This window comes from Sphingomonas prati (assembly GCF_014643515.1).
In the GTDB taxonomy this organism is placed as follows: Bacteria; Pseudomonadota; Alphaproteobacteria; order Sphingomonadales; family Sphingomonadaceae; genus Sphingomonas_R; species Sphingomonas_R prati.
In genome coordinates this window covers 1,312,327-1,335,965 of sequence record NZ_BMJP01000001.1, presented here as the reverse complement: position 1 = coordinate 1,335,965, position 23,639 = coordinate 1,312,327, and the positions used below count along the sequence as shown (strand labels likewise).

General features: G+C 66.8%; 22 protein-coding genes and 1 pseudogene. 21 read left to right on the top strand and 2 right to left on the bottom strand.

Annotated elements, in window-relative coordinates:
• Positions 1-243 precede the first annotated feature (243 nt).
• The 5 genes from wrbA to IEX50_RS06170 all read left to right on the top strand — a co-directional run bounded on the left by wrbA (position 244) and on the right by IEX50_RS06170 (position 3,404).
• Positions 244-843, top strand: coding sequence for an NAD(P)H:quinone oxidoreductase (gene wrbA, locus IEX50_RS06190; protein WP_157175163.1), 600 nt, complete (start codon positions 244-246; stop codon positions 841-843).
• Positions 844-930: 87 nt separating this feature from the next.
• Positions 931-1,626, top strand: a complete 696-nt coding sequence (locus tag IEX50_RS06185; RefSeq protein WP_157175164.1) for an RluA family pseudouridine synthase — start codon at positions 931-933, stop codon at positions 1,624-1,626.
• A gap of 40 nt (positions 1,627-1,666) precedes the next feature.
• Positions 1,667-2,092, top strand: coding sequence for an alternative ribosome rescue aminoacyl-tRNA hydrolase ArfB (arfB, locus tag IEX50_RS06180; RefSeq protein WP_157175165.1), 426 nt, complete (start codon positions 1,667-1,669; stop codon positions 2,090-2,092).
• Positions 2,093-2,113: 21 nt separating this feature from the next.
• The gene (gene msrC / locus IEX50_RS06175) at positions 2,114-2,611 is read left to right on the top strand and encodes a free L-methionine (R)-S-oxide reductase MsrC (RefSeq protein ID WP_157175166.1); all 498 of its coding nucleotides are present in this window, start codon (positions 2,114-2,116) and stop codon (positions 2,609-2,611) included.
• A gap of 118 nt (positions 2,612-2,729) precedes the next feature.
• On the top strand, positions 2,730-3,404 hold the full coding sequence (locus tag IEX50_RS06170; protein ID WP_157175167.1) for an RcnB family protein: 675 nt from the start codon (positions 2,730-2,732) through the stop codon (positions 3,402-3,404).
• A gap of 76 nt (positions 3,405-3,480) precedes the next feature.
• Here IEX50_RS06170 and IEX50_RS06165 read toward each other — a convergent pair whose 3' ends face one another.
• Positions 3,481-3,936, bottom strand: a complete 456-nt coding sequence (locus IEX50_RS06165; RefSeq protein ID WP_157175168.1) for a universal stress protein — start codon at positions 3,934-3,936, stop codon at positions 3,481-3,483.
• A gap of 142 nt (positions 3,937-4,078) precedes the next feature.
• Between IEX50_RS06165 and IEX50_RS06160 the strand changes: the two genes are divergently transcribed.
• From IEX50_RS06160 to IEX50_RS06105, 12 genes and pseudogenes are all read left to right on the top strand, one after another.
• A complete protein-coding gene (locus IEX50_RS06160) occupies positions 4,079-5,470 on the top strand; it encodes a pyruvate dehydrogenase complex dihydrolipoamide acetyltransferase (protein ID WP_157175169.1) in 1,392 nt (463 codons plus the stop codon).
• Positions 5,471-5,664: 194 nt separating this feature from the next.
• Positions 5,665-6,409: pseudogene (locus IEX50_RS06155) on the top strand (succinate dehydrogenase iron-sulfur subunit).
• Between the two features lie 2 nt (positions 6,410-6,411).
• A complete protein-coding gene (locus IEX50_RS06150; RefSeq protein WP_157175171.1) occupies positions 6,412-6,912 on the top strand; it encodes a PaaI family thioesterase in 501 nt (166 codons plus the stop codon).
• Positions 6,909-8,027: a cell division protein ZapE gene (zapE, locus tag IEX50_RS06145; protein ID WP_157175172.1), complete on the top strand. Its 1,119-nt coding sequence runs from the start codon at positions 6,909-6,911 to the stop codon at positions 8,025-8,027. The genes IEX50_RS06150 and zapE overlap by 4 nt, the downstream gene beginning before the upstream one ends.
• A 195-nt stretch (positions 8,028-8,222) precedes the next feature.
• A complete protein-coding gene (gene mdh / locus IEX50_RS06140; protein ID WP_157175173.1) occupies positions 8,223-9,185 on the top strand; it encodes a malate dehydrogenase in 963 nt (320 codons plus the stop codon).
• 108 nt (positions 9,186-9,293) lie between these two features.
• Positions 9,294-9,584, top strand: a complete 291-nt coding sequence (locus tag IEX50_RS06135) for a GIY-YIG nuclease family protein (RefSeq protein WP_157175174.1) — start codon at positions 9,294-9,296, stop codon at positions 9,582-9,584.
• A 49-nt stretch (positions 9,585-9,633) separates the two neighbouring features.
• Positions 9,634-10,518: a succinate--CoA ligase subunit alpha gene (gene sucD / locus IEX50_RS06130; RefSeq protein ID WP_076073168.1), complete on the top strand. Its 885-nt coding sequence runs from the start codon at positions 9,634-9,636 to the stop codon at positions 10,516-10,518.
• Positions 10,519-10,585: 67 nt separating this feature from the next.
• Positions 10,586-13,558: a 2-oxoglutarate dehydrogenase E1 component gene (locus IEX50_RS06125; protein WP_157175175.1), complete on the top strand. Its 2,973-nt coding sequence runs from the start codon at positions 10,586-10,588 to the stop codon at positions 13,556-13,558.
• A 41-nt stretch (positions 13,559-13,599) separates the two neighbouring features.
• A complete protein-coding gene (gene odhB / locus IEX50_RS06120) occupies positions 13,600-14,835 on the top strand; it encodes a 2-oxoglutarate dehydrogenase complex dihydrolipoyllysine-residue succinyltransferase (RefSeq protein ID WP_157175176.1) in 1,236 nt (411 codons plus the stop codon).
• Positions 14,836-14,961: 126 nt separating this feature from the next.
• A complete protein-coding gene (gene lpdA, locus IEX50_RS06115) occupies positions 14,962-16,359 on the top strand; it encodes a dihydrolipoyl dehydrogenase (RefSeq protein WP_157175177.1) in 1,398 nt (465 codons plus the stop codon).
• Between the two features lie 194 nt (positions 16,360-16,553).
• Positions 16,554-17,099, top strand: coding sequence for a hypothetical protein (locus IEX50_RS06110; protein ID WP_157175178.1), 546 nt, complete (start codon positions 16,554-16,556; stop codon positions 17,097-17,099).
• Positions 17,100-17,225: 126 nt separating this feature from the next.
• Complete coding sequence (locus tag IEX50_RS06105; RefSeq protein WP_157175179.1) at positions 17,226-17,864, top strand: trimeric intracellular cation channel family protein; 639 nt, start codon at positions 17,226-17,228, stop codon at positions 17,862-17,864.
• A 276-nt stretch (positions 17,865-18,140) separates the two neighbouring features.
• Here IEX50_RS06105 and sppA read toward each other — a convergent pair whose 3' ends face one another.
• The gene (gene sppA / locus IEX50_RS06100) at positions 18,141-20,027 is read right to left on the bottom strand and encodes a signal peptide peptidase SppA (protein ID WP_157175180.1); all 1,887 of its coding nucleotides are present in this window, start codon (positions 20,025-20,027) and stop codon (positions 18,141-18,143) included.
• 281 nt (positions 20,028-20,308) lie between these two features.
• On the opposite strand from sppA, the gene groES reads away from it, so the two are divergent.
• The 4 genes from groES to IEX50_RS06080 all read left to right on the top strand — a co-directional run bounded on the left by groES (position 20,309) and on the right by IEX50_RS06080 (position 23,616).
• On the top strand, positions 20,309-20,596 hold the full coding sequence (gene groES, locus IEX50_RS06095) for a co-chaperone GroES (RefSeq protein ID WP_157175844.1): 288 nt from the start codon (positions 20,309-20,311) through the stop codon (positions 20,594-20,596).
• 84 nt (positions 20,597-20,680) lie between these two features.
• Positions 20,681-22,336 carry a chaperonin GroEL gene (gene groL, locus IEX50_RS06090; RefSeq protein ID WP_157175181.1) on the top strand — a complete coding sequence of 552 codons (1,656 nt, stop codon included), beginning with the start codon at positions 20,681-20,683 and terminating at the stop codon, positions 22,334-22,336.
• A 154-nt stretch (positions 22,337-22,490) separates the two neighbouring features.
• Complete coding sequence (locus IEX50_RS06085; RefSeq protein ID WP_157175182.1) at positions 22,491-23,348, top strand: hypothetical protein; 858 nt, start codon at positions 22,491-22,493, stop codon at positions 23,346-23,348.
• Positions 23,349-23,397: 49 nt separating this feature from the next.
• Complete coding sequence (locus tag IEX50_RS06080; RefSeq protein ID WP_184075030.1) at positions 23,398-23,616, top strand: hypothetical protein; 219 nt, start codon at positions 23,398-23,400, stop codon at positions 23,614-23,616.
• Positions 23,617-23,639: the final 23 nt, after the last annotated feature.

Below are 23,639 nucleotides of genomic sequence, written 5' to 3'. Positions count from 1 at the left end.
TTATTAACCATCCAACAAATGAAGGCAAAAGGTTAACAGCAATTTAAACGCGGGGGTTCGATCCTTACAAACATGATCGTAAGTGCGGTTTTTGGGTCGCAGCGACGGCGAAAGGCAACGGAAGGCGCCGGCAAAGGTTACGGGGGGTGACCGTTCGGCATCGATGGGTTGCCGAGCTTTCCGTTTTCAAACGCGGCCGTGGCAGACATGCTGTGCCGGACGATCCAAGAGAAGGAATATCCGATGGCGAAGGTCCTGGTGCTCTATTATTCTGCTTACGGCCATGTCGAGACGATGGCGGAGGCGATCGCCGAGGGCGCGCGCGCCGCGGGTGCGACGGCCGACGTGAAGCGCGTGCCCGAACTGGTCCCCGAAGAGGTGGCGCGCAACAGCCACTACAAGCTGGACCAGGCCGCGCCGATCGCGACCGTGGACGAGCTGGTAAACTATGACGCGATCATCGTCGGCGTGGGGACGCGTTACGGCCGGATGGCGTCGCAGATGTCGAACTTCTGGGACCAGACCGGCGGCCTCTGGGCGACCGGCGCGCTGAACGGCAAGGTCGGCGCGGCGTTCACCTCCACCGCCAGCCAGCATGGCGGGCAGGAGACGACTTTGTTCTCGATCATCACCAACCTGATGCACATGGGAATGACGATCGTCGGGCTCGACTACGGGTTCCAGGGCCAGATGGGCCATGAGAAGGTCGTCGGCGGCGCGCCTTATGGTGCGACCACGATCGCGGGCGGCGACGGCAGCCGTGCGGTCGGCCCGGAGGAGCTGGACGGTGCGCGTTACCTCGGCAAGCGCGTCGCAGAGGTCGCAACGAAGCTGCACGGGTGAGGTGTGGGGCGGGGGGCCGAGGTCCCCCGCCCGTTCCTGTCGCCCGCTCAGGTTGCGCAGTCGCGCGAACGCGACCATAGGCGCGGCATGTTATCCGACAATGTCCTGTTCATCGACGCCGAGGCGATCGTGGTCGACAAGCCGTCCGGCCTGCCGGTCGACGAGCCGCGCGACGGGGTGACTTCGGTCGCCAACCATCTCGAAAGCCTGCGCTTCACGTTCCTGCGCTGGCCGACGATCGTCCACCGGCTGGACCGCGATACGTCGGGCTGCCTGCTGCTCGCCCGCACGCCGCGCGCGCACAAGCAGTTCCAGCAGGCGTTCGAGGCCGGGTCGGTCGAGAAGCGCTATCTGGCGGTGGTCGAGGGTGTGACCGAGACGGAGGCTGGCGAAATCTCGCTGCCGCTCGCCAAGGTGTCGACCGCGGAGGCCGGCTGGCGGATGGTCATCGACGAACGGCGCGGCAAGGGCAAGGCGGCGGTCACGATGTGGCAGCGGATCGCGGTCCGCGACGGGCGGTCGCTGATCCTGTTCACGCCGAAGACCGGGCGGACGCACCAGTTGCGCGTCCATGCCGCGACCGGGCTCGGCCTGCCGATCGTCGGCGATCCGGTGTACGGCAAGCATGGCCAGCACGGGCCGCGGATGATGTTGCACGCCTGGACGATCAAGGTGCCACGCGCGGGCAAGCCGCCGGTGTCGGCGGTGTCGCCGTTGCCCGCCGCATTCGCCGGGTGGGAAGCGCCTGCGCTGGACGACATGGCCGGACCCGACGCCGCCTGAGCGTATGGCGTCCGCCGCTCAACCGGGATATCGCAACGCGATGGTCGCCGTTCCCATCACCCGCATGATCGCGATCGACAGCGACGAGATGGTGGAGTCGTTCACCCGATCGTCCGGGCCGGGCGGGCAGCATGTGAACACAACCGACAGCGCGGTGCTGCTGCGGTTCGACATCGCCAATTCGCCGAACCTGCCGGATGTGGTGAAGCACCGGCTGGCGGCGCTGGCCGGATCGCGCATGACGCGCGAGGGCGTGCTGGTGCTGCGTAGCGAGGGGTCGCGGTCGCAACTGCTCAACCGGCAGGAGGTGCGCGACCGGCTGGTCGCGATGATCAAGGAAGCGACGATCATCCCGAAGAAGCGTCGGCCGACCAAGCCGACGAAGGGGTCGCAAACGCGGCGGATGGAGGGCAAGGCGATCCGTGGTGCCGTGAAGCGCGACCGCGGGCGGCCGAGCCACGACTGATGGGCAGGAAGGAAGACGCGGATGTTCACGTTCGATATCGACGGGGGCGGCGACAGTGCGGCGCTGTACCGCGACCTTGGGCAGGCGCTCGACGCGCTGACCGCGGATGAGCCGGATGCGATCGCCAACATGGCGAATGCGGCGGCATTGCTGTGGGAATATCTGCCCGACCTGAACTGGGCGGGGTTCTACCGCGTCGACGGGGCGCGGCCGGACGAGCTGGTGCTCGGGCCGTTCCAGGGAAAGGCGGCGTGCATCCGCATCCCGTTCGGCAAGGGCGTGTGCGGCGCGGCCGCCGCGACCGGCACGACTCAGCGGGTGGACGATGTCCATGCCTTTCCGGGCCATATCGCGTGCGATGCGGCGTCGGCGGCGGAGCTGGTCGTGCCGATCATGGTCGACGGGCGGCTGATTGGGGTGCTGGATCTGGACAGCCCGCGGGCCGGGCGGTTCGATGCCGCGGACCAGGCGGGGTGTGAGGCGCTGATGGCGATGCTGGGGCCGCGGATCGCCGGCTGAGCCTGCCCCGATTCGGGACGCGGCCGGGCGTAGTTGCGGAGCGCGCGCGCTGGTACGCAACCGAGGACGTTGCGCGTCCGTTTCTTTTGGATTGGACGGCAGGGCAGGGAGCGTGGGCATGGCGAATTTCGATCGAGTGCGGTGTGGGGTCGCGCTGGTGGCGGCGGCGCTCGGGCTTGCCTCGCCTGCTTTGGCGCAGACTCAGACCGGTGGTGGCTGGAATGGCGAGGGCTGGTCGAGCCAGCCGTGGAAGGGACCGGCGGGCGGCGGTACGGTTACGCAGCCGGCGGTGCGCGCAGGCAACGCGGCGCAGGCCGAGTTTACCGGATCCTATGTCCGGCTCGATCGCGGCGGGACGATGCCGGCACGGTTCGCGGCGCCGGTGTTCCGGGTGCGCGACGGCGGGCGCTGGGGGTTGAGTGCGCCGGGCACGGGGCAGAACTGGGTCCGTTATTATGACGACGCGGTGCTGGTCGGGGCGGACGGGCGGATCGCCGATGTGCGGTACGGCGTGGACTGGAACCGGCCGGGGGTCGCTTCGCAGGCGACTGCTGCGGTGCCGACGCGGCCGCGCGGGACCGTGCTGGAGCGGGCCTATGACGACGGATATCAGAAGGGGTTTGCCGAGGGACGCGAGCTAAGCGGCGACGGGGTGACCGTGCAGGCGAACCGCAGCGGCTATGCGCCGGGGACCGTGGTGACGACCACGACGCCGGGCGTGCGGACCACAGTCACGACGGTTACGGAAGAGATCGTGCCGGCGCGGCGTTCGGGGACTCGGCGGCGGCGCTGAGTCTGCGGCGGTGCGGACAGTTCGGACCGGCACGCCCCTCGGCTGCGCTCGGCAAAAGCGGGGCTAAAGAATCGGCCTAGCTCAGCATGTCGATCGCGGAGTCGTCGAGCGAGCCGGGGACGATCATCAGCGGGCAGCTGAGCGTACCGGCGTCGGCGCCGGCGAAGTGGGTGACGAGCGCGCCGGGGCCGGGGCCGACCGCGGCGCCGAGCACAAGGGCGGCGATCGGCGGTTCGTGACGCAGCCGTTCGCGGACGCAGGCGACCGGTTCGCCCTGCACCACGGTGACCGCCGGACGCAGGCCGGTTTCCTCGATCAGTTCGCCCGCGACCTGCGCGATCAATGCGTCGATGCGGATGCGGGTCTCCTCCTCCATCGCGGACTGCACAGCACCCCACTGCACGAAATCGGGCGGGGCGATGGGGGCGAGGATTTCGATGCCACCGCCCGTCTTGGCCGCGCGGCGCGCCGCAAAGCGCAGCGCGACACGGGCTTCCGCGCTTTCGTCGATCACCACAAGGTAGGTCCGCATCGGTAATTTTCCTTCGTCTTCGCGGCAAATCGTGCGCGATCGGAGGCCGCTTCGCAAGGTCCGCGGGGAGGCTCGGGCCTTGACCGGTGCCCCCCCTATGGCGGATGGACGGGGCCACAGTCTGCCCCAAGAGGTTTTCCGCATGCCCATCGAGCTGAAAATGCCCGCACTGTCCCCCACGATGGAGGAGGGCACGCTGGCCAGATGGCTGGTGAAAGAGGGCGATACCGTCGCGTCGGGCGACCTGATCGCCGAGATCGAGACCGACAAGGCGACGATGGAATTCGAAGCCGTCGACGAAGGCGTGATCGTGAAGCTGCTGGTGGCGGAGGGCGCCGACGGCGTGAAGGTCGGCACCGTGATCGCGATCATCGCCGAAGAGGGCGAGGATGCGTCCGCCGCGGCCGCTTCGGCGTCCGCGCCGGCTGCTGCACCTGCGCCGGCGGCCGCATCGTCCGGCGGTGCCGAGCCGGTCGCAGCGGCGTCCGCGTCGTCCCCGCCGGTGGCCGAGAAGGGTTACGGCGCGAACCCGGAGACCGACACGCCGACCGCGACGAAGGAAGAGGTCGCCGCTGCGGCTCCCGCAGGTGCGGCCCCGCAGGCGGCCGCCGGCGACCGGATCAAGGCGAGCCCGTTGGCGCGTCGCCTGGCGGAAAGCTCCGGCGTGGATCTCGCCTCGCTGACCGGGTCGGGGCCGAAGGGTCGCATCGTGAAGGCTGACGTGGAAGCCGGGCCGAAGGCCAAGCCGGCGGCAGCTGCTGCGCCGGCCGCGAAGCCTGCCGAGGCGAAGGCTGCTCCGGCGGCGCCCGTGGCGGCTGCTGCTCCCGCCGCCGCGCCGGCGGGTGTGCCGTCCGAGACGATCAAGCTGTCCAACATGCGCAAGACGATCGCGCGGCGACTGGCCGAGTCGAAGCAGACGGTGCCGCATTTCTACCTGACGGTGGACTGCAACCTGGACGCGCTGCTCAAGCTGCGCGGCGAGCTGAATGCCGGGCTGGAAAGCCGCGGGATCAAGCTGTCGGTCAACGACCTGCTGATCAAGGCGCTGGGCGTGGCGCTGGTTGAGGTGCCGGACGCGAACGTGCAGTTTGCCGGCGATACGCTGATCAAGTTCGGGCGCGCCGACGTGTCGATGGCCGTCGCGATCCCGGGCGGCCTCATCACGCCGGTGATCACCGACGTGGCGAACAAGCCGCTGTCGAAGATCGCTAGCGAAGCCAAGGACGTGGCGGCCCGCGCGCGGGACGGGAAGCTGGCCCCGGAGGAATATCAGGGCGGCACCGCGTCGATCTCGAACCTCGGCATGTTCGGGATCAAGCAGTTCGACGCGGTGATCAACCCGCCGCAGGCGATGATCCTGGCGGTTGGTGCGGGCGAGCCGCGCCCGTATGTGGTCGGCAAGGAACTCGCGATCGCGACCGTGATGACCGCGACGGGCAGCTTCGATCACCGCGCCATCGACGGCGCGGTGGGCGCGCAGCTGATGGCGGCGTTCAAGCGGCTCGTCGAGAAGCCGTTGGGCATGCTGGCCTGAGCCTCGGCTCCTTCTCCGTCGTCCCGGCACGCGCCGGGATGACGGAGTCGCTTCGCAAGCGGCGTTCTCACGTCGAACCGGACCGGTCGGCGGACTCGCGAACCACATGGGCAAATTGCCGCAGTACGGCATTTCGTCTTTAACCGCGGCGTGTTCGTCGCTATCTGATGTCCAGACACAAGGACGCATGCCCGATGGCCGAATTCGCGCTACCCAAGAACAGCAAGATCCGATCGAAGGGGAAGGTGCACAAAGCGGCACCCGACGCGACGGCGGTCAAACCGTTCAAGGTGTATCGGTACGATCCGGAAACGGGCGAGAACCCGCGTTACGACACGTTCGAGGTCGATACCGCGACGTGTGGCCCGATGGTGCTCGACGCGCTCATCAAGATGAAGAGCGAGCAGGACCCGACGCTTACGTTCCGGCGGTCGTGCCGCGAGGGTATCTGCGGTTCCTGCTCGATGAACATCGACGGCCGCAACACCCTGGCCTGCACCAAGGCGATCGCCGATGTGAAGGGCGAGGTGAAGATCACCCCGCTGCCGCACATGGACGTGATCAAGGATTTGGTCCCCGACTTCACGCATTTCTACGCGCAGTACAGCTCGATCAAGCCGTGGCTGCAGACGGTGACGCCGCCGCCTTCGGGCAAGGAGCGGCTGCAGAGCCCGGAGGATCGCGCGAAGGTCGTCCTGCCCGTCCTACTGGTGGAACAGCGACAAGTTCCTCGGGCCGGCGATCCTGTTGCAGGCCTATCGCTGGCTGGCCGACAGCCGCGACGAGATGACCGGCGAGCGTCTCGACGAGTTGGAGGATCCGTTCCGGCTCTATCGCTGCCACACGATCATGAACTGCGCCAATGTGTGCCCGAAGGGGCTGAACCCGGCCAAGGCGATTGCCGAGGTCAAGAAGATGGTTGTCGAGCGGCAGGTCTGAGCGTGACGTTCACGACCGCCGGCGATGGGGCCGGCGAGGGCGGCGGGGCACAGGTCGAACGGCTTGTCCTCGCCGACGATGTCGATAGCGACGGGTTTCGAGCGTTCCTGCCGATCGCGGCGGGGCGGTTCCTTGACAGTTTCGGGACGATCCGGGTGCGCGTCGAGGGTCCGGTCGTGCGGTGCCGGGTCGAAACCGGGCGGGCGCATTCGAACGTGTCCGACAATGTTCACGGCGGTTTCATCCTGGCGTTCGTCGATCAGGTGATGTTCTGCGCGCTGCTGGCGCAGGAGCGGTTGCCGCGCGGTGGGGCCGTGACGTTGCAGGCCGGGATGAACTTCATCGGCGCGGCGAAGGCAGGGCTGCCAATCGACGCGTTGGTCGAGATCACCGGCGAGACCGGGCGGATGCTGTTCCTGCGCGGGTTGATCGAGCAGGACGGCGCGACGATCGGGTCGTTCGACGGGACGCTGCGCAAGGTCAAATGGGCGGGCGCGACATGAGCCGGGTTGCTGCGCGCTATGCGGAATTGCTGGCCGGGGGCGAGCTGAAGCCCGATCCGGATCAGGCGGGGACGGTCCGCCGGCTGGATGCGCTGGCCGATACGCTGGAGGCGGCGCCGGCACCGAAGACCGGGCTGTTCGGGCGGTTGTTCGGGGGAACGCGGCCGGTTGCGCCGCGCGGGCTCTACATGTGGGGCGGGGTCGGGCGCGGCAAGTCTATGCTGATGGACTTGTTCTTCGACTGCGTCGACGTGAAGCCGAAGCGGCGAGTCCACTTCCACGAATTCATGCTCGACGTGCATGACCGGCTGCGGATCGAGCGGGCGGAAGAGAAGGGCGACCCGATTGCACCGGTGGTCGACGACCTCGTCGCGCAGGCGCGGCTGCTGTGTTTCGACGAGATGGTCGTCAACAACATGGCGGACGCGGCGATCCTGTCGCGGCTGTTCACCGGCCTGATCGAGCGCGGTGTGACGGTGGTCACGACGTCGAACCGGCCGCCGAGCGATCTCTACAAGGACGGGCTGAACCGCCAACTATTTTTGCCGTTCATCGCGCTGATCGAGGCGCGGCTGGACGTGTTGCCGCTCAACGGCGCGACCGATTACCGGCTGGAGCGGCTCGGCGGGTTCCCGACCTGGTATGTGCCGAATGGTCCGGCGGCGACCGAGGCGCTGAGCCGCGCATTTTTCCGGTTGACCGATTTCCCGGTCGAGGATCGGGCCAACGTGCCGTCCGAACAGATTGCGGTGCCGGGCGGGCGGACGTTGCGCGTGCCGAAATCGATCAAGGGCGTCGGGGTGTTCTCCTTCTCCAAGCTGTGCGGCGATGCGCGCGGGGTGGCGGATTATCTGGCGATCGCGCGGCGCTATCACACGGTGATCATCGTCGGGATTCCGGTGCTCGGGCCGGACAAGCGCAACGAGGCGGCGCGGTTCAAGCTGCTGATCGATGCGCTGTACGAGTTCCGCGTGAAGCTACTCGCCGCGGCCGATGCGGCCCCTGTAGAACTGTATCCGGCGGGGGACGGGGCGTTCGAGTTCGAGCGGACCGTGTCGCGGCTGATGGAGATGCAGTCCGCCGAGTATCTGGCCGCGGGGCACGGCGCCGACTGACGATATCGTGCGTCACGAGCCGGTCGAAGGCGCGTATAGTTCTGTTACAGACCATGTCCGGGGCGCTTTTCTGAACGTCCACGGTTGCCCCGATGCTGCCATGCAGCTAAGCGACGCGGCGACGATTGGTGGCCGCGGCCTTGGGGCATGCGACTCCCGCTATCGGAATCTTGGACGGTCGAGGACATTCTCCACATGGCTCGTAAGAAGATCGCGCTGATCGGCGCTGGCAACATCGGCGGCACGCTCGCGCATCTCGCGGCGCTGAAGGGGCTGGGCGATATCGTCCTGTTCGACGTGGCCGAGGGTGTGCCGCAGGGCAAGGCGCTCGACCTGTCGCAGTGCGGCCCGGTCGAAGGCTTCGACGCGACGATCACCGGATCGAACGACTATGCCGACATTGCGGGCGCGGACGTCATCATCGTGACGGCCGGCGTGGCGCGCAAGCCGGGCATGAGCCGCGACGACCTGCTCGGCATCAACCTGAAGGTCATGAAGGCCGTGGGCGAGGGCATCAAGGCCAACGCGCCGGACGCGTTCGTGATCTGCATCACCAACCCGCTCGACGCGATGGTGTGGGCGCTGCGCGAATTCTCCGGCCTGCCGCATCACATGGTGGTCGGCATGGCGGGCGTGCTCGACAGTTCGCGGTTCAGCCATTTCCTGGCGGACGAATTCAAGGTGTCGGTCAAGGACGTGACGAGCTTCGTGCTCGGCGGGCATGGCGACACGATGGTCCCGGTGATCAGCTACTCGACCGTGTCGGGCATCCCGATCCCCGACCTGATCGCGATGGGCATGTCCACGCAGGAGAAGATCGACGCGATCGTGCAGCGCACCCGTTCGGGTGGCGGCGAGATCGTGGCACTGCTCAAGACCGGTTCGGCCTACTATGCGCCGGCGACGAGCGGCATCGCGATGGCGGAAGCGTTTCTGTACGATCAGAAGCGCGTCCTGCCGGCGGCGGCCTATGTCTCGGGTGAATATGGTCTCAACGATCTCTACGTCGGCGTGCCGGTGGTGATCGGTGCGGGCGGCGTCGAGAAGATCGTCGAGATCAAGCTGGACGAGGAGGCGAAGGCCAACCTCACGGTGTCGGTCGACGCGGTGAAGGAGTTGCTTGTGGCGTGCCGCGGGATCGATGGGACTTTGGCCTGACATCCGCCGCGGGCTCTCCGCGACGCCGTTGTGCCCCGGCGAAGGCCGGGGCCTAGGTGAAGCGGTGGCGTCTAGGCCCCGGCCTTCGCCGGGGAACGGCAGGGCGGGATGGAAAAGCCGGGCTTCGTCTACATCGTTACGAACAAGCGTGCCGGAACGTTGTATATCGGGGTCACTAGTGATCTTGTCCGTCGGATCTACGCCCACCGTGAAGCGCTGATCGACGGTTACAGCAAGCGTCACGGCTGCAGGATTTTAGTCTGGTACCAAGCGTTCGAGATGATCGAAGACGCCCGGTACCGTGAAGTGCAGATGAAGGAATGGCAACGGGCCTGGAAGATACGGTTGATCGAAGTGATGAACCCCGACTGGTCCGATCTGTACCCTTCGCTGCTATGATATTTGGATCCGCTTCGGCGGACGATTTGAGAAGGACGGCAGGACACCCATGAGCATCCTCGTCAACAAGAATACCCGGGTCATCACCCAGGGCATGACCGGCAACACCGGCACGTTTCATACGGAACAGGCGCTGGCGTACGGCACGCAGATGGTCGGCGGCGTCACGCCGGGCAAGGGCGGCACGACCCATATTGGTCTGCCGATCTTCGACTCGGTGGCCGAAGCCGTGCAGAAGACGCAGGCCGATGCGACCGTGGTCTATGTGCCGCCGCCCTTCGCCGCGGACTCCATCCTGGAGGCGATCGACGCCAAGGTGCCACTGATCGTGTGCATCACCGAAGGCATTCCGGTGCTCGACATGGTCCGGGTGAAGCGCGCGCTGCAGGGTTCGTCGTCGCGGCTGATCGGGCCGAACTGCCCGGGCGTGCTGACGCCGAACGAGTGCAAGATCGGCATCATGCCGGGTTCGATCTTCTCCAAGGGGTCGGTCGGGGTCGTGTCGCGGTCCGGTACGCTGACCTACGAAGCCGTGTTCCAGACGACGAACGAGGGCCTTGGCCAGTCGACCGCGGTCGGCATCGGCGGCGATCCGGTCAACGGCACGAACTTCATCGACGTGCTGGAACTGTTCCTGGCGGACGACGAGACCAAGTCGATCATCATGATCGGCGAGATCGGCGGTTCCGCCGAGGAAGAAGCCGCACAATTCCTGATGGACGAGGCCAAGCGCGGTCGCAGCAAGCCGATGGCCGGCTTCATCGCCGGGCGCAGCGCCCCTCCGGGCCGTCGCATGGGTCATGCCGGCGCGATCGTGAGCGGCGGCAAGGGCGGTGCTGAGGACAAGATCGCGGCGATGGAAGCCGCCGGGATCCGCGTCGCGGCAAGCCCGTCCGAGCTTGGCACGACCCTGTCCGCCTTGCTGAAAGGCTGATGAAAGGCTGAACTTTTACGGCACGGTCCCATATGAGGGGCCGTGCCGCCGGTTCACCGGTCGAAGAATGGGAAGGCCCGAAGTGGGAAATGAAGCTGTGGATGTAGCCGAAGTGGAGGGCGTGAGCCCGTCTTTCGTGGAGGCGCTGTACCGCCGCTATCAGGAGGCACCGGACGCGGTCGACGCGGGTTGGCGCACCTATTTCTCCGGTCTGGAAGAGACCGTTTCCGGCCCGAGCTGGGCGCGAAAGAACTGGCCGCCGACCGAAACCGACGCGCTGACCGCAGGGCTCGACCCAACGCAGATGCAGCCCGCGCCGAAGCCGGCCAAGGGTGGCAAGCCTGCCGCTGCGGCTGCGCCCGCCGCCGCCCCGGCCGGTATTTCCGACGCCGCGCTGAAGCAGGCGGTGGACGATTCGATCCGCGCGATGATGCTGATCCGCACGTACCGCGTGCGCGGGCATCTGGCCGCCGAACTCGATCCGCTCGGTCTGGCACGGCGCGACCTGCCGTCCGATCTGAGCCCTGAATATCATGGTTTCTCCGGTGCCGACCTCGATCGGCCGGTGCATCTGGGCGGTACGCTCGGGCTGGAGCGCGCGACGGTGCGCGAGCTGGTCGAGATCCTGCGCCGCAATTACTGCGGGCCGATCGGCCTGGAATATATGCACATCGGCGACATCGAAGAGCGCCGGTTTCTGCAGGAGCGGATGGAGGGTCGCGACAAGGCAATCACGTTCAGCCCCGAGGGCAAGAAGGCGATCCTGTCGAAGGTCATCGAGGCCGAGCAGTGGGAGAAGTTCCTCGGCCGGAAATATGTCGGGACCAAGCGGTTCGGGCTGGACGGCGGCGAATCAATGATCCCGGCGCTCGAGAATGTGATCAAAACCGGCGGCGCTGTCGGCGTGCGCGAGATCGTGATCGGCATGGCGCATCGCGGCCGGCTGAACGTGCTCGCGAACGTGATGCAGAAGCCGTACCGCGCGATCTTCTCGGAATTCGCGGGTGGTTCCGCGAACCCCGAGGATGTCGGTGGGTCGGGCGACGTGAAATATCACCTCGGTACCTCGACGGACCGCGAGTTCGACGGCAACCGCGTCCACCTGTCGCTGGCGCCGAACCCGTCGCATCTGGAGGCGGTCAATCCGGTCGTGCTGGGCAAGGCGCGCGCCAAGCAGACCGCGCTCGACGATATCGAGCGGTCGCAGGTCCTGCCGGTGCTGCTGCACGGCGATGCCGCATTTGCGGGCCAGGGCATCATCATGGAATGCTTCGGCTTTTCTGGGCTGGTCGGTTATTCGACCGGCGGGACGCTGCATTTCGTCATCAACAACCAGGTCGGTTTCACGACGAGTCCGCAGTTCGCGCGTTCCTCGCCTTACCCGTCCGACATCGCCAAGATGGTGCAGGCGCCGATCCTGCACGTGAACGGCGACGATCCGGAAGCGGTGGCGTTCGCGACGCGGCTGGCGACCGAGTTCCGGCACGAGTTCAAGCGCGACGTCGTGGTCGACATGTGGTGCTATCGCCGCTTCGGGCATAACGAGGGCGACGAGCCGGGCTTCACGCAGCCGCTGATGTACGACGCGATCCGGTCGCATCCGCCGGTGTCGTCGGTCTATGGCGCGCGGCTGAAGGCCGAGGGCGTCGTCGACGATGCCTGGATCGACGGGGCGGTCTCCGCCTTCGTCGGCACGCTGGAGGCCGATTTCGACGCGGCCAAGGGTTACAAGGTCAACAAGGCCGACTGGTTCGAGGGCGTGTGGAGCGGCTTTGCCGCACCGCGCGAGAAGATCACGGAACGCCGCGCGGCGGCCACCGGGATCGCGCAGGAGCGGGTCGATGCCCTGGCCGAGGTGCTGACCACGGCGCCGGCGGACCTGACGATCCACAAGACGCTGGCGCGCATCCTCGATGCGAAGAAGCAGATGTTCGCGAGCGGCGAGGGCGTCGACTGGGCGACGGCGGAAGCGCTGGCGTTCGGGTCGCTGTTGCAGGACGACTACGGCGTCCGCCTGTCGGGCCAGGATGTCGGGCGCGGCACGTTCAGCCAGCGTCATGCCGTCTGGGTCGACCAGAAGGACGCGCACAAGTACATTCCGCTGTCGACGATGAACCGCAAGTTCCAGGTGCTCGACAGCCCGCTGTCCGAGTTCGGCGTGCTGGGCTTCGAATATGGCTATTCCGGCCAGTCGCCGAATACACTGGTGCTGTGGGAGGCGCAGTTCGGCGATTTCGCCAACGGTGCTCAGGTCATCATCGACCAGTTCATCGCGGCGGGCGAGGCCAAGTGGCTGCGCGCCAACGGGCTCGTGATGCTGTTGCCGCATGGCTATGAAGGCCAGGGGCCGGAGCATTCGTCGGCACGGATGGAGCGGTATCTCCAGTTGTGTGCCGAGGACAACATGCAGGTCGCGAACTGCACGACGCCGGCGAACTATTTCCACATCCTGCGCCGGCAGATGCTGCGGAACTTCCGCAAGCCGCTGATCATGATGACGCCGAAGTCGCTCCTGCGGCACAAGTCGGCGGTGTCGAGTATCGCGGACTTCACGGGCGACAGCCATTTCCGGCGGATCCTGTCCGACACCAACGCACCGGCCGATCAGGACGTGCGCCGGCTCGTGCTGTGTTCGGGCAAGGTCTATTACGACCTCGCCGAAGCGCGCGATGCGTCGGGTGACAAGAACACCACGATCGTGCGGATCGAGCAGATCTATCCGTTCCCGTCCGACGCGCTCGTCAAGCGGCTGGCGCGGATGCCCAACCTCGAAACCGTGGTGTGGGCACAGGAAGAGCCGAAGAACAACGGATCGTGGTTCTTCGTCGAGGAGCTGATCGAACAGTCGCTGAAGGATGCAGGCAAGCCGATCCGTCCGGTCTATGCCGGGCGCAAGGCGTCGGCCGCGACCGCGACCGGCCTCGCCCGCAACCACGCCAAGCAGCAGCAGATGCTGGTGGCCGAGGCGCTGGGTGAGCCGCAGGGCGAGGTGGCCGAGGCGATCGGCGCAGGTGTCCAGTCGAAGCAGCAGGCCGGCTGAACCGCCCGTCCGCGACAGAATCGAACGATAAGGAAGACGACATGGCGACCGAAGTAACCGTTCCCACGCTGGGCGAATCGATCACCGAAGCCACCCTTGGCCAGTGGCTGAAGAAGCCGGGCGAGGCGGTGAAGGCCGACGAGCCGATCGCCAGCCTGGAGACCGACAAGGTCGCCGTGGACGTGCCGTCGCCGGTCGACGGCGTGATGGGCGAGCAGGCCGTGGCCGAGGGCGACACCGTCCTGGTCGGCGCGCTGATCGCGCTGATCGAGGCGGGGTCGGCATCGACGTCCGCAACGCCGGCGGCCGAGGACAAGACCGCGGTAGCGCAGGCCGAGAAGGCTGCCCCACCGGAGCCGGGTGCGGCGCCCGCGACGAGCGGTGGCAACAACGACGCGCTGTCGCCGTCGGCACGCCGTGCGGTGCAGGAGACCGGGATCGATCCGGCGACGGTCGACGGTTCGGGCCGTGACGGTCGCGTGACGAAGATGGATGTGCAGGCCGCCGCCGCCAAGCCCGCCCCGTCGGTGTCCGCGCCGGCCCCCGCCGCCGCAGCGCCCGCATCGAGCGCGAATGGTCGCAAGGAAGAGCGCGTCCGCATGACGCGCCTGCGCCAGACCGTCGCGCGCCGCCTGAAGGAAGCGCAGAACACCGCGGCGATGCTGACGACGTTCAACGACGTCGACATGACCAACGTCATGGCCGCGCGCGCCAAGTATAAGGATCTGTTCGAGAAGAAGCACGACGTCCGGCTGGGCTTCATGGGCTTCTTCGTGAAGGCCGCGGTCCAGGCGCTTCGCGACGTGCCGTCGGTCAACGCATCGATCGAAGGCGACGAGATCGTGTACCGCGACTATGTCGACGTGTCGGTCGCGGTGTCCGCGCCGAACGGGCTCGTCGTGCCGGTCATCCGCGACGCGCAGCATCTGTCGGTTGCCGGGATCGAGAAGACGATCGGCGATTTCGGCAAGCGCGCCAAGGACGGTTCGCTGAAGATGGACGAGATGAAGGGCGGTACCTTCACCATCTCCAACGGCGGCGTGTTCGGGTCGCTGATGTCGACGCCGATCATCAACCCGCCGCAGTCCGCGGTGCTGGGCCTCCACCGCATCGACCAGCGCCCCGTGGTGCTGGACGGGCAGATCGTGGCGCGGCCGATGATGTATCTTGCGCTGAGCTACGATCACCGCCTGATCGATGGGCGCGAGGCGGTCACCTTCCTGGTCGCGATCAAGAATGCGATCGAAGATCCGACGCGCCTGCTGATCGACCTGTAAGAGACTATGGGGGCGTTGGACTTTGGTTCGGCGTCCCCATTTATCGTGAAGACTATTGAGCCGCTCTGGGCACCGATCGAGATGGCGTCGCGGCAGAACCGAACCGCTTGAAAGGCGAGCTTACCCATGGCTGATTATGATTTTGACGTTCTGGTCATCGGCGCCGGCCCCGGCGGCTATGTCGCGGCGATCCGCGCGGCGCAGCTGGGCCTGAAGACCGCTTGCGTCGAGAGCCGCGAGACGCTGGGCGGGACCTGCCTGAACGTCGGATGCATCCCGTCGAAGGCGATGCTGCACGCATCCGAACTGTACCAGGAGGCGTCGTCGGGCGCGCTGGCCAAGTTCGGGATTGACATTTCGGGCTCGTCGCTGAACCTTGACCAGATGCATGCCGAGAAGGCGAAGGCGGTCAAGGAGCTGACCGGCGGGATCGAAGGGCTGTTCCGCAAGAACAAGGTCGAGTGGCTGAAGGGCCGCGCGACGTTCACCGCCGCCGATACGGTCGAGGTCGCTGGGCGGAGCGTGCGGGCGAAGAACATCGTGATCGCGACCGGGTCGTCGGTGACCCCGCTGCCGGGTGTCGAGGTCGACCAGAAGGTCGTCGTCGATTCGACCGGTGCGCTCGCGCTGCCCACCGTGCCGAAGCATATGGTCGTGATCGGTGGCGGCGTGATCGGGCTGGAGCTCGGCTCGGTCTGGAAGCGGCTCGGTGCCGAAGTGACGGTCGTCGAATATCTCGACCAGATCCTGCCTGGCATGGACGGCGACGTCCGCAAGGAAGCCAACAAGCTGTTCAAGAAGCAGGGTTTCACGCTGCGTACGTCGACCAAGGTGACCGGGGTTGCTGTGCACGGCGATGGCGCGAAGCTGACCGTCGAGCCGGCGGCCGGTGGCGCGTCGGAGACGATCGAGGCGGACGTCGTGCTGTTGGCGATCGGTCGTAAGCCGAACGTGGACGGGCTGGCGCTCGACAAGGCGGGGCTGGAGCTGAACGCACGTGGTCAGGTGGCGGTCGACCATGACTTCCGCACCGCGACGGCGGGCGTGTGGGCGATCGGCGATGTGACGCCGGGCCCGATGCTGGCGCACAAGGCGGAGGACGAGGGCATCGCGGTGGCCGAGAACATCGCCGGGCAGACCGGCATCGTGAACCATGCCGTGATCCCGAGCGTGGTCTACACGCATCCGGAATATGCGAGTGTCGGCCAGACCGAGGAAGCGTTGCGCGAGGGCGGCACCGAAATCAAGATCGGCAAGTTCCCGTTCCTGGCGAACAGCCGCGCGAAGACCAACCGCGACACCGACGGCTTCGTGAAGGTGATCGCGGATGCCAAGACCGACCGCGTGTTGGGCGTGCACATTGTGTCCTCGCTGGCGGGCGTCCTGATCGGCCAGGCGGCGCAGGCTATGGAATTCGGCGCGACCAGCGAGGACATCGCTTACACCTGCCACGCGCATCCGACGCACTCGGAAGCACTGAAGGAAGCCGCGATGGCGGTGACCGGCAAGCCGATCCATATGTGATGCTTAGGAAGCGGATCGGGACGTCGTCGCCGGAGCTAGGATCGGGTGTTACGGTTGACGTAACTTCGACCCGTTAAGATGTCGGGATGGCGGCGTCCTTCCAGAACGAAGCCGAGATGTTAGGGTCGGTCCCGCCTTATCGCCGAACTTTATGGCTAGCCGGCGTCGCAGGCTTGTGGTGCTGGTGCGACATCATGTTCGCGCCGACCATCTTGGTTACGCCCATCTCGCCGTTCGTTTGGTGGATCGGGACGCTGGGTGGCGCGGCCGCCGGAACCCGGGTCGGATATCAGTTCGGTATCCGGCAACCGCTCCTTCGCGCCGACCGCGAGCCTGTTTCCTGGCGCGCGCAGGTCATCTTGTTCGTTGCTTTAACGATGCCGTTCGGGGCATTCATCGGCAACCGGGCGGTCTGGCGCGAGTCGAGTATCCTGCTGTTCTGGAACAGCGCGGCGCCGATCTCGACCCTGCGATTCCCGATCCGTGAGGTCCGACAGACACGAGCTGGCGCGGTCGTTTCGATTGGGTCGGCGGGCGAACAAGCGTTGTTCTCGATAACGCCGAAGGACATGCTTCTGCTCGAAGGGTCGCGGTTCCTGCACCGGCCGTGGAAGCATTGCCTGCGACTGCGTCGTCAGGTCGAGGGAGACGCCGTTCGTGTCTGGCTGTCACCGCACGCACGGCAAACGACGCCCGGCCGCACGATCGTACCGTGCCCGGCTGACGTCGCCTGGATCTAGACGCTGCCCAACTCTCCTTTGCTGCTGTCCTGCGCGGCGGGTAGCAGTTGGTGGTGACGTTGACATACGGACTGAGCTACGGTCGGACGCGGCTCCAGCGAGCAACCACCCTCGGGGGAGTGAGCAATGATCGCAGCCACACCGAATGCCGTCGCGGCAGCCTTGCCGGGGGCGTTTGCCGTGCTGGATCTGGCCGGGCTCGCCGTGTTTGCGGCGTCGGGGGCGCTGGCGGCGGCGGCGCGGCGGCAGACTTTGGTGACGTTTGCGTTCTTTGCCGCGGTGACGGGCACGGGCGGGGGGACGTTGCGCGATCTGTTGATCGGGGCGCCGGTGTTCTGGTTGCAGAATGCGCGGGCGATCGGGGTGTGCCTGGGGGTCGCGGTGCTGGTGTGGTTTACGCCGCAGCGGATCTGGAGCCCCAAGGCGCTCGACTGGTTCGATGCGGTCGGGCTGGCGGCCTATGCGGTTTATGGTGCGGCGAAGGCATTGCGGTACGGGGTGCCGCCGTTGCCGGCTGCGGTGATGGGGGTCGTGACGGCGTGCATGGGCGGGGTGATCCGCGACGTGCTGGCGGGGGAGCCGTCGATCATCCTGCGGCCAGAGATCTATGTGACGGCGGCGGCGCTGGCGTCGGTGTTGTTCGTCGGGCTGGCGCTCGTCGGGTTGCCGTTCTGGGCGGCGGCCTTGGTGGGGGCGGGGGCCGGGTTCCTGTTGCGCGCTATGGCGATTGCGCGGGGGTTGGCGCTGCCGGTTTATCGGGGGTGAGGTGCGCTGCACTGAGGTTTTGAGCGGGTTTAAAATGGCTGGCTGCGATGGGGTAAGTTCGATACCGACGTAGCGTTTGAGTTGCTGTCGGCGTCTCGGCTACGCTCGACGGGTCCCTCGACTTCGCTCGGGATGGGCGGACTTTCTCAGGCTAACCCCGTCACTGACCCGTTTGGTCCAGGTCGAGCGAAAACCTCGTGCGGGGTTCTCGACAAGCTCGAACCAAACGGGTGGGGCTTGGTGCGCAACCGATACGCTGTTCCGCCCGCCTCGGCGCTACATCCCCAGCTTCGTCAGGATCAGCCTCGCCAAGACGCCGTCGCTGCGCGGGGCGGCGGTCGCTTCGACCGGGCATTCGAGGCAGCGGACCTGGATGGCGGGGCCGGCGGCGATGCGGCGGGCGTCGCCGAGGGCCTGACCCATCAGGCGTTCGGGGTTGCCGGCGAGTTTGGACCAGGGATCGGTCGCGGCCTGATCGCCCATTTCGCCGTCGTTGCGGAACAGTTCGGTGACCATCTGCTTGAACGGGTTGGGTTCGCGTTCGATGAACAGCGGGTAGGCGGCGTCCGGCTTCACCTTGGCAAGGCGGGCGGCGTAGGCCACCGCATCGTCGAGGCCGCCGAACTGGTCGACGAGGCCGATCTGTCGCGCGACGCCGCCGGGCCAGACGCGACCCTGGCCGATCTGGTCGACGCGGGCCTGTGGCAGGCGGCGGGACGTTGCGACGAGGCCGGTGAAGCGGCGATAGGCGTCTTCGATCCCGAGCTGGATCAGCTGGTCGAACTGCGGGCTGGTGCCGCGCAGGACGTCGGGCTGGCCGGAGAGGGGCGTGGTTGCGACGCCGTCCGCGGACAAGCCGAGCTTGGCGAGCGCGCCTTGGAAGGTCGGGATGATGCCGAACACGCCGATCGAACCGGTGATGGTCGACGGTTCGGCAAAGATCCGGGCGCCGGGGGTCGAGACCCAGTAGCCGCCGGATGCCGCGACGTTGCCCATCGACACGACGATCGGCAGCTTGCGGCGCTTCGCCTCCAGGATCGCCTGGCGGATCTGTTCGGAAGCGGTGACCGAGCCCCCCGGGCTGTCGACGCGGACGACGAGCGCCTTGATGCGGCCCTTGGCCAGTTCCTTCAGAATCAGGTCGGAGATCGTGGTGCCGGCGGCGGTGCCGGGGCCGGCCTTGCCGTCGACGATCTCGCCCGCGATGGTGACGACGCCGATCGGGGTGCCGCTGCTCTTTTCAGGATGGCCGGAAACCCAGTTTTCGAACGGGATCGCGGGGAAGGAGCCGGCGATCTTCGAGTCGGCCATACCGGTGCCGGTGACCTGCGCCACGCGGCGGCCGAAGGCGATGCGGTCGCCGAGTTTGTCGACGAGGCCTGCGCGCAACGCGGCCTGCGCCATGTCTCCACCGGTGGCGGCGGCGATCTGCTCGGGATGAGCGAGATAGGGGGCGAGCTGCGCCTTGGGGCGGGCCTGCGACACGTTCTGCGTCCAGTCGGCCCAGAGCGCGTCGGCGAGCAGCTGGTTGGCGGCGCGGGCGGCGGGCGACTGATCGGTGCGGGTGAAGGGTTCGACCGCGGACTTGAACTCGCCGACACGGTAGACCTTGGGCGTCACGCCGATCTTGTCGAGCAGGCCCTTATAGTAGAGCCGCGATCCGCCCGGGCCGGTGAGAAGGACGGGGCCGATCGGGTTGAGCCAGATCTCGCTGGCGTGCGCGGCGAGCAGGTAGCTGTCATCGGTATAGCCGGTGGCGTAGGCGAGGACGGGCTTTCCGGCGCGGCGGACGCGGTCCATCGCCTCGCCCAGCGTGGCGAGGCCGGCCTGGCCGCCGCCGGTAAAACGATCGAGATCGAGCACGACCCCCTTCACATTGGCGTCGCGGGCGGCGGCATCGACCGCGCGGGTCACGTCGCGCAGCCGGTATTCGCGGGTGACCGGGCCGGAGCCGGCCAGTGCCGCGAACGGGTCGGCGTCCGAAGGCTGTTCGACCAGCGATCCGTTCAGCGCCACGACCAGCGTGCCGTTGCCCGGCACGCGCGGGTTGCCGCCGACCGACAGCGCCGCGAACAACGCGCCGAAGAACAGCAGCATCAGGAGCAGGACGAGACCGTCCTTGATGGCGACGAGCAGTTTCCAGAAACCGCGGAGGATGCGCATGGGCCGGCTTTCGATAGGGTCCTATTCGGCTATCGCGTCGGCGGGTGGAACGCCAGCGCGAACGTTCGCAGAACGGTTTCGGGGGGCCGGACGCGTCTGGCGACCATCCTGTCACGCGTCTGAAAAAGTCTGGGCGCATATGCTTGACCCCACGGCGGGGAGGTCCATATGCCGTGTGCTGGCACTCACCAATGGAGAGTGCCAATAATTTCGACCTGTGGACCGGGGCGGGCCGTGCGATGTCGCCGCGCCAGCCCAAGTCCGAAGAGGAGACAGACGCCATGAACTTCCGTCCGTTGCACGACCGCGTGCTCGTCAAGCGTATCGAAGCCGAGGAAAAGACCGCCGGCGGGATCATCATTCCCGACAGCGCGAAGGAAAAGCCGCAGGAAGGCGAAGTCGTCGCCGCCGGCACGGGCCTCCGTTCCGACGATGGCAAGATCACGCCGCTCGACGTCAAGGCCGGCGACAAGATCCTGTTCGGCAAATGGTCCGGCACCGAGGTCAAGGTCGACGGCCAGGACCTGATCATCATGAAGGAAAGCGACATTCTGGGCATCGTCGGCTGACGCTGACCGGCTCGGCATCATCGCCTGAGCCACCCCGGAACATCGACGACCTGATCCATTCCACTTACTGAAAGGGTTTCCATCATGGCAGCCAAAGACGTCAAATTTTCCCGCGACGCCCGTGAGCGCATTCTCCGCGGTGTCGACATCCTGGCCGATGCGGTCAAGGTGACGCTCGGCCCCAAGGGCCGCAACGTCGTGATCGACAAGTCGTTCGGCGCGCCGCGCATCACCAAGGACGGCGTCACCGTCGCTAAGGAAATCGAACTCAAGGACAAGTTCGAGAACATGGGCGCGCAGATGCTGCGCGAAGTCGCGTCGAAGACGAACGACATCGCCGGCGACGGCACCACCACCGCGACCGTGCTGGCCCAGGCCATCGTGCGCGAAGGCATGAAGTCGGTTGCGGCCGGCATGAACCCGATGGACTTGAAGCGCGGCATCGACCTCGCCGTCCTGAAGGTCGTCGAGGACCTGAAGGCGCGTTCCAAGCCCGTCGCAGGCAGCCATGAAGTCGCACAGGTCGGCATCATCTCCGCCAACGGCGACACCGTCGTCGGCGAGAAGATCGCCGAAGCGATGGACAAGGTCGGCAAGGAAGGCGTCATCACCGTCGAGGAGGCCAAGGGTCTCGAGTTCGAACTCGATGTCGTCGAAGGCATGCAGTTCGATCGCGGCTACCTGTCGCCTTACTTCATCACCAATCCCGAGAAGATGGTGACCGAGCTTCAGGATCCCTACATCCTGATCCACGAGAAGAAGCTGTCGAACCTGCAGGCGATGCTCCCGATCCTGGAAGCAGTCGTGCAGTCGGGTCGTCCGCTGCTCATCATCGCAGAGGACATCGAGGGCGAGGCGCTTGCCACGCTGGTCGTGAACAAGCTGCGCGGTGGCCTGAAGGTCGCTGCGGTCAAGGCGCCCGGTTTCGGCGATCGTCGCAAGGCGATGCTGGAAGACATCGCGATCCTGACGAAGGGCGAGATGATTTCCGAGGACCTCGGCATCAAGCTCGAGAACGTCACGATCGAGATGCTCGGCACCGCCAAGCGCGTCACGATCGACAAGGACAACACCGTCATCGTCGACGGTGCCGGTGACAGCGAGAACATCAAGGGCCGCGTCGACGCGATCCGTCGCCAGATCGAGAACACGTCGAGCGACTACGACAAGGAGAAGCTGCAGGAGCGTCTGGCCAAGCTGGCCGGTGGTGTTGCAGTGATCAAGGTCGGTGGTTCGACCGAAGTCGAAGTCAAGGAGCGCAAGGACCGCGTCGACGACGCCCTGCACGCCACGCGCGCAGCCGTCGAAGAAGGCATCGTCCCCGGTGGTGGTACGGCTCTGCTGTACGCGACCAAGGCGCTTGAGGGCATGAAGGGCGTCAACGACGACCAGACCCGCGGCATCGACATCATCCGTCGCGCGCTGCAGACGCCGCTTCGCCAGATCGCACAGAATGCAGGCTTCGACGGCGCCGTCGTCGCAGGCAACCTGCTCCGCGAGAATGACGAGACGATGGGCTTCAACGCATCGACCGACGTGTACGAGAACCTGGTTGCGGCCGGCGTGATCGACCCGACCAAGGTCGTTCGTACGGCGCTCCAGGATGCGGCCTCGGTCGCCGGCCTGCTGATCACGACCGAAGCGGCCGTTTCGGACGCGGCGGAAGACAAGCCTTCGTCGGGCGGCATGCCCGGCGGCGGCATGGGCGGAATGGGTGGCATGGGCGGCATGGACTTCTAAGTCCCGCCAACCAAATACCCAACCGACAGGAAGGGCCGGGGAGCGATCCCCGGCCCTTCTTGCGTCCGGTTCGGCGCAGGCCGCCGCACCATTATCCGCGCGTTAACCCTTTTCGGCCAAGCATGCCCACCAAGCGGGCAAGCGGAGCCGGACGATGACCAGAACCACGAAGCTGCAACGATATGGCGCCGCGCTGCTCGGCTGTACGGCCATGCTCGCGCTGGACGGGTGCGCGGTGCAGAAGGCGCCGGTGGCGGTCGCGATGGCGCCGGCGCCGGTGGCGGACCTGCCGCGGCCGGTGCTGCCGGCGGGGTTGCCGGAGAAGCTGAACGTGCCGATCCAGGATGCGGCCGGCACGTACCGCACGATCAACTATGCGCTGAGCCCCGATCAGGTGGCGTGGCATGTCCGCTCCGCGCTGAACGTCGCTGTGCTGTCCTGCCGCGGACCGGGCGAGGCGGTGATCGCGGCCGACTATAACGCACTGCTGAAGCGGCAGAAGGCCACGCTGGCCGCGGCGTATGACCGGGTGCAGGCGCAGTTCCGCCAGACCGGCGGTGCCACGTGGCAGTCCGCGCAGGACGCGCATTCGACGCGGGTCTACAACTTCTTCGCGCTGCCGCCCGCCAAGCCGGGCTTCTGCGCGGCGGCCACCGAGGTGCTGACCGAGTCGCGCACCGTCGAGCCGGTGGCGTTCGTGACGTTCGCGCAGGGCGCGCTGCCGCGGCTGGAGGCGCCGTTCACCGACGTGTATCGCAGCTATGACGGCTATCGTCGCGAGCTGGCGGCGTGGGAGGCGCGGCAGCCAGGCGCGACGATGCTGGCGCAGGCTCTGCCGACCCCGGCGCCGGCTGCGCCGCCGGCCGTAGCGGCAAAGCCGGTTACGCGAGCGGTGGTGGCTCGTGTCGCGCCCACGCCGGCGCCACGGCTGGAGTATGTTGGGCTAGAGACGCTGATCGACTGGCAGCCCATGGCGGTCCGCCGCAACCAGCAGCTCGCCGCGATTCGCTGACGTTTCATCCGCATGTGAACCCGGCGAGGCGTGCAGCGTTCTGGCCGGCATGAAGAACAGTATTTCTATGTCCCGCCGCGCGCCGGATCGGCAACGCGCGAAGCTTCGGCTTCGCGCGGGCAAACGCGCTTCACTGACGATGGTCGTGGACTTCAGCAACGTCGGGCTGTTGTCGGTCGGCGTGCTCGTCTCCAGCAAATTGCTCTCGACCGCGATCTTGGTCCGCGCGTCTGCGGCGCGTTCAGACACTCGGTCAAACGTGGATTGAACTCGGGCCGAAGCTGGGTTGCC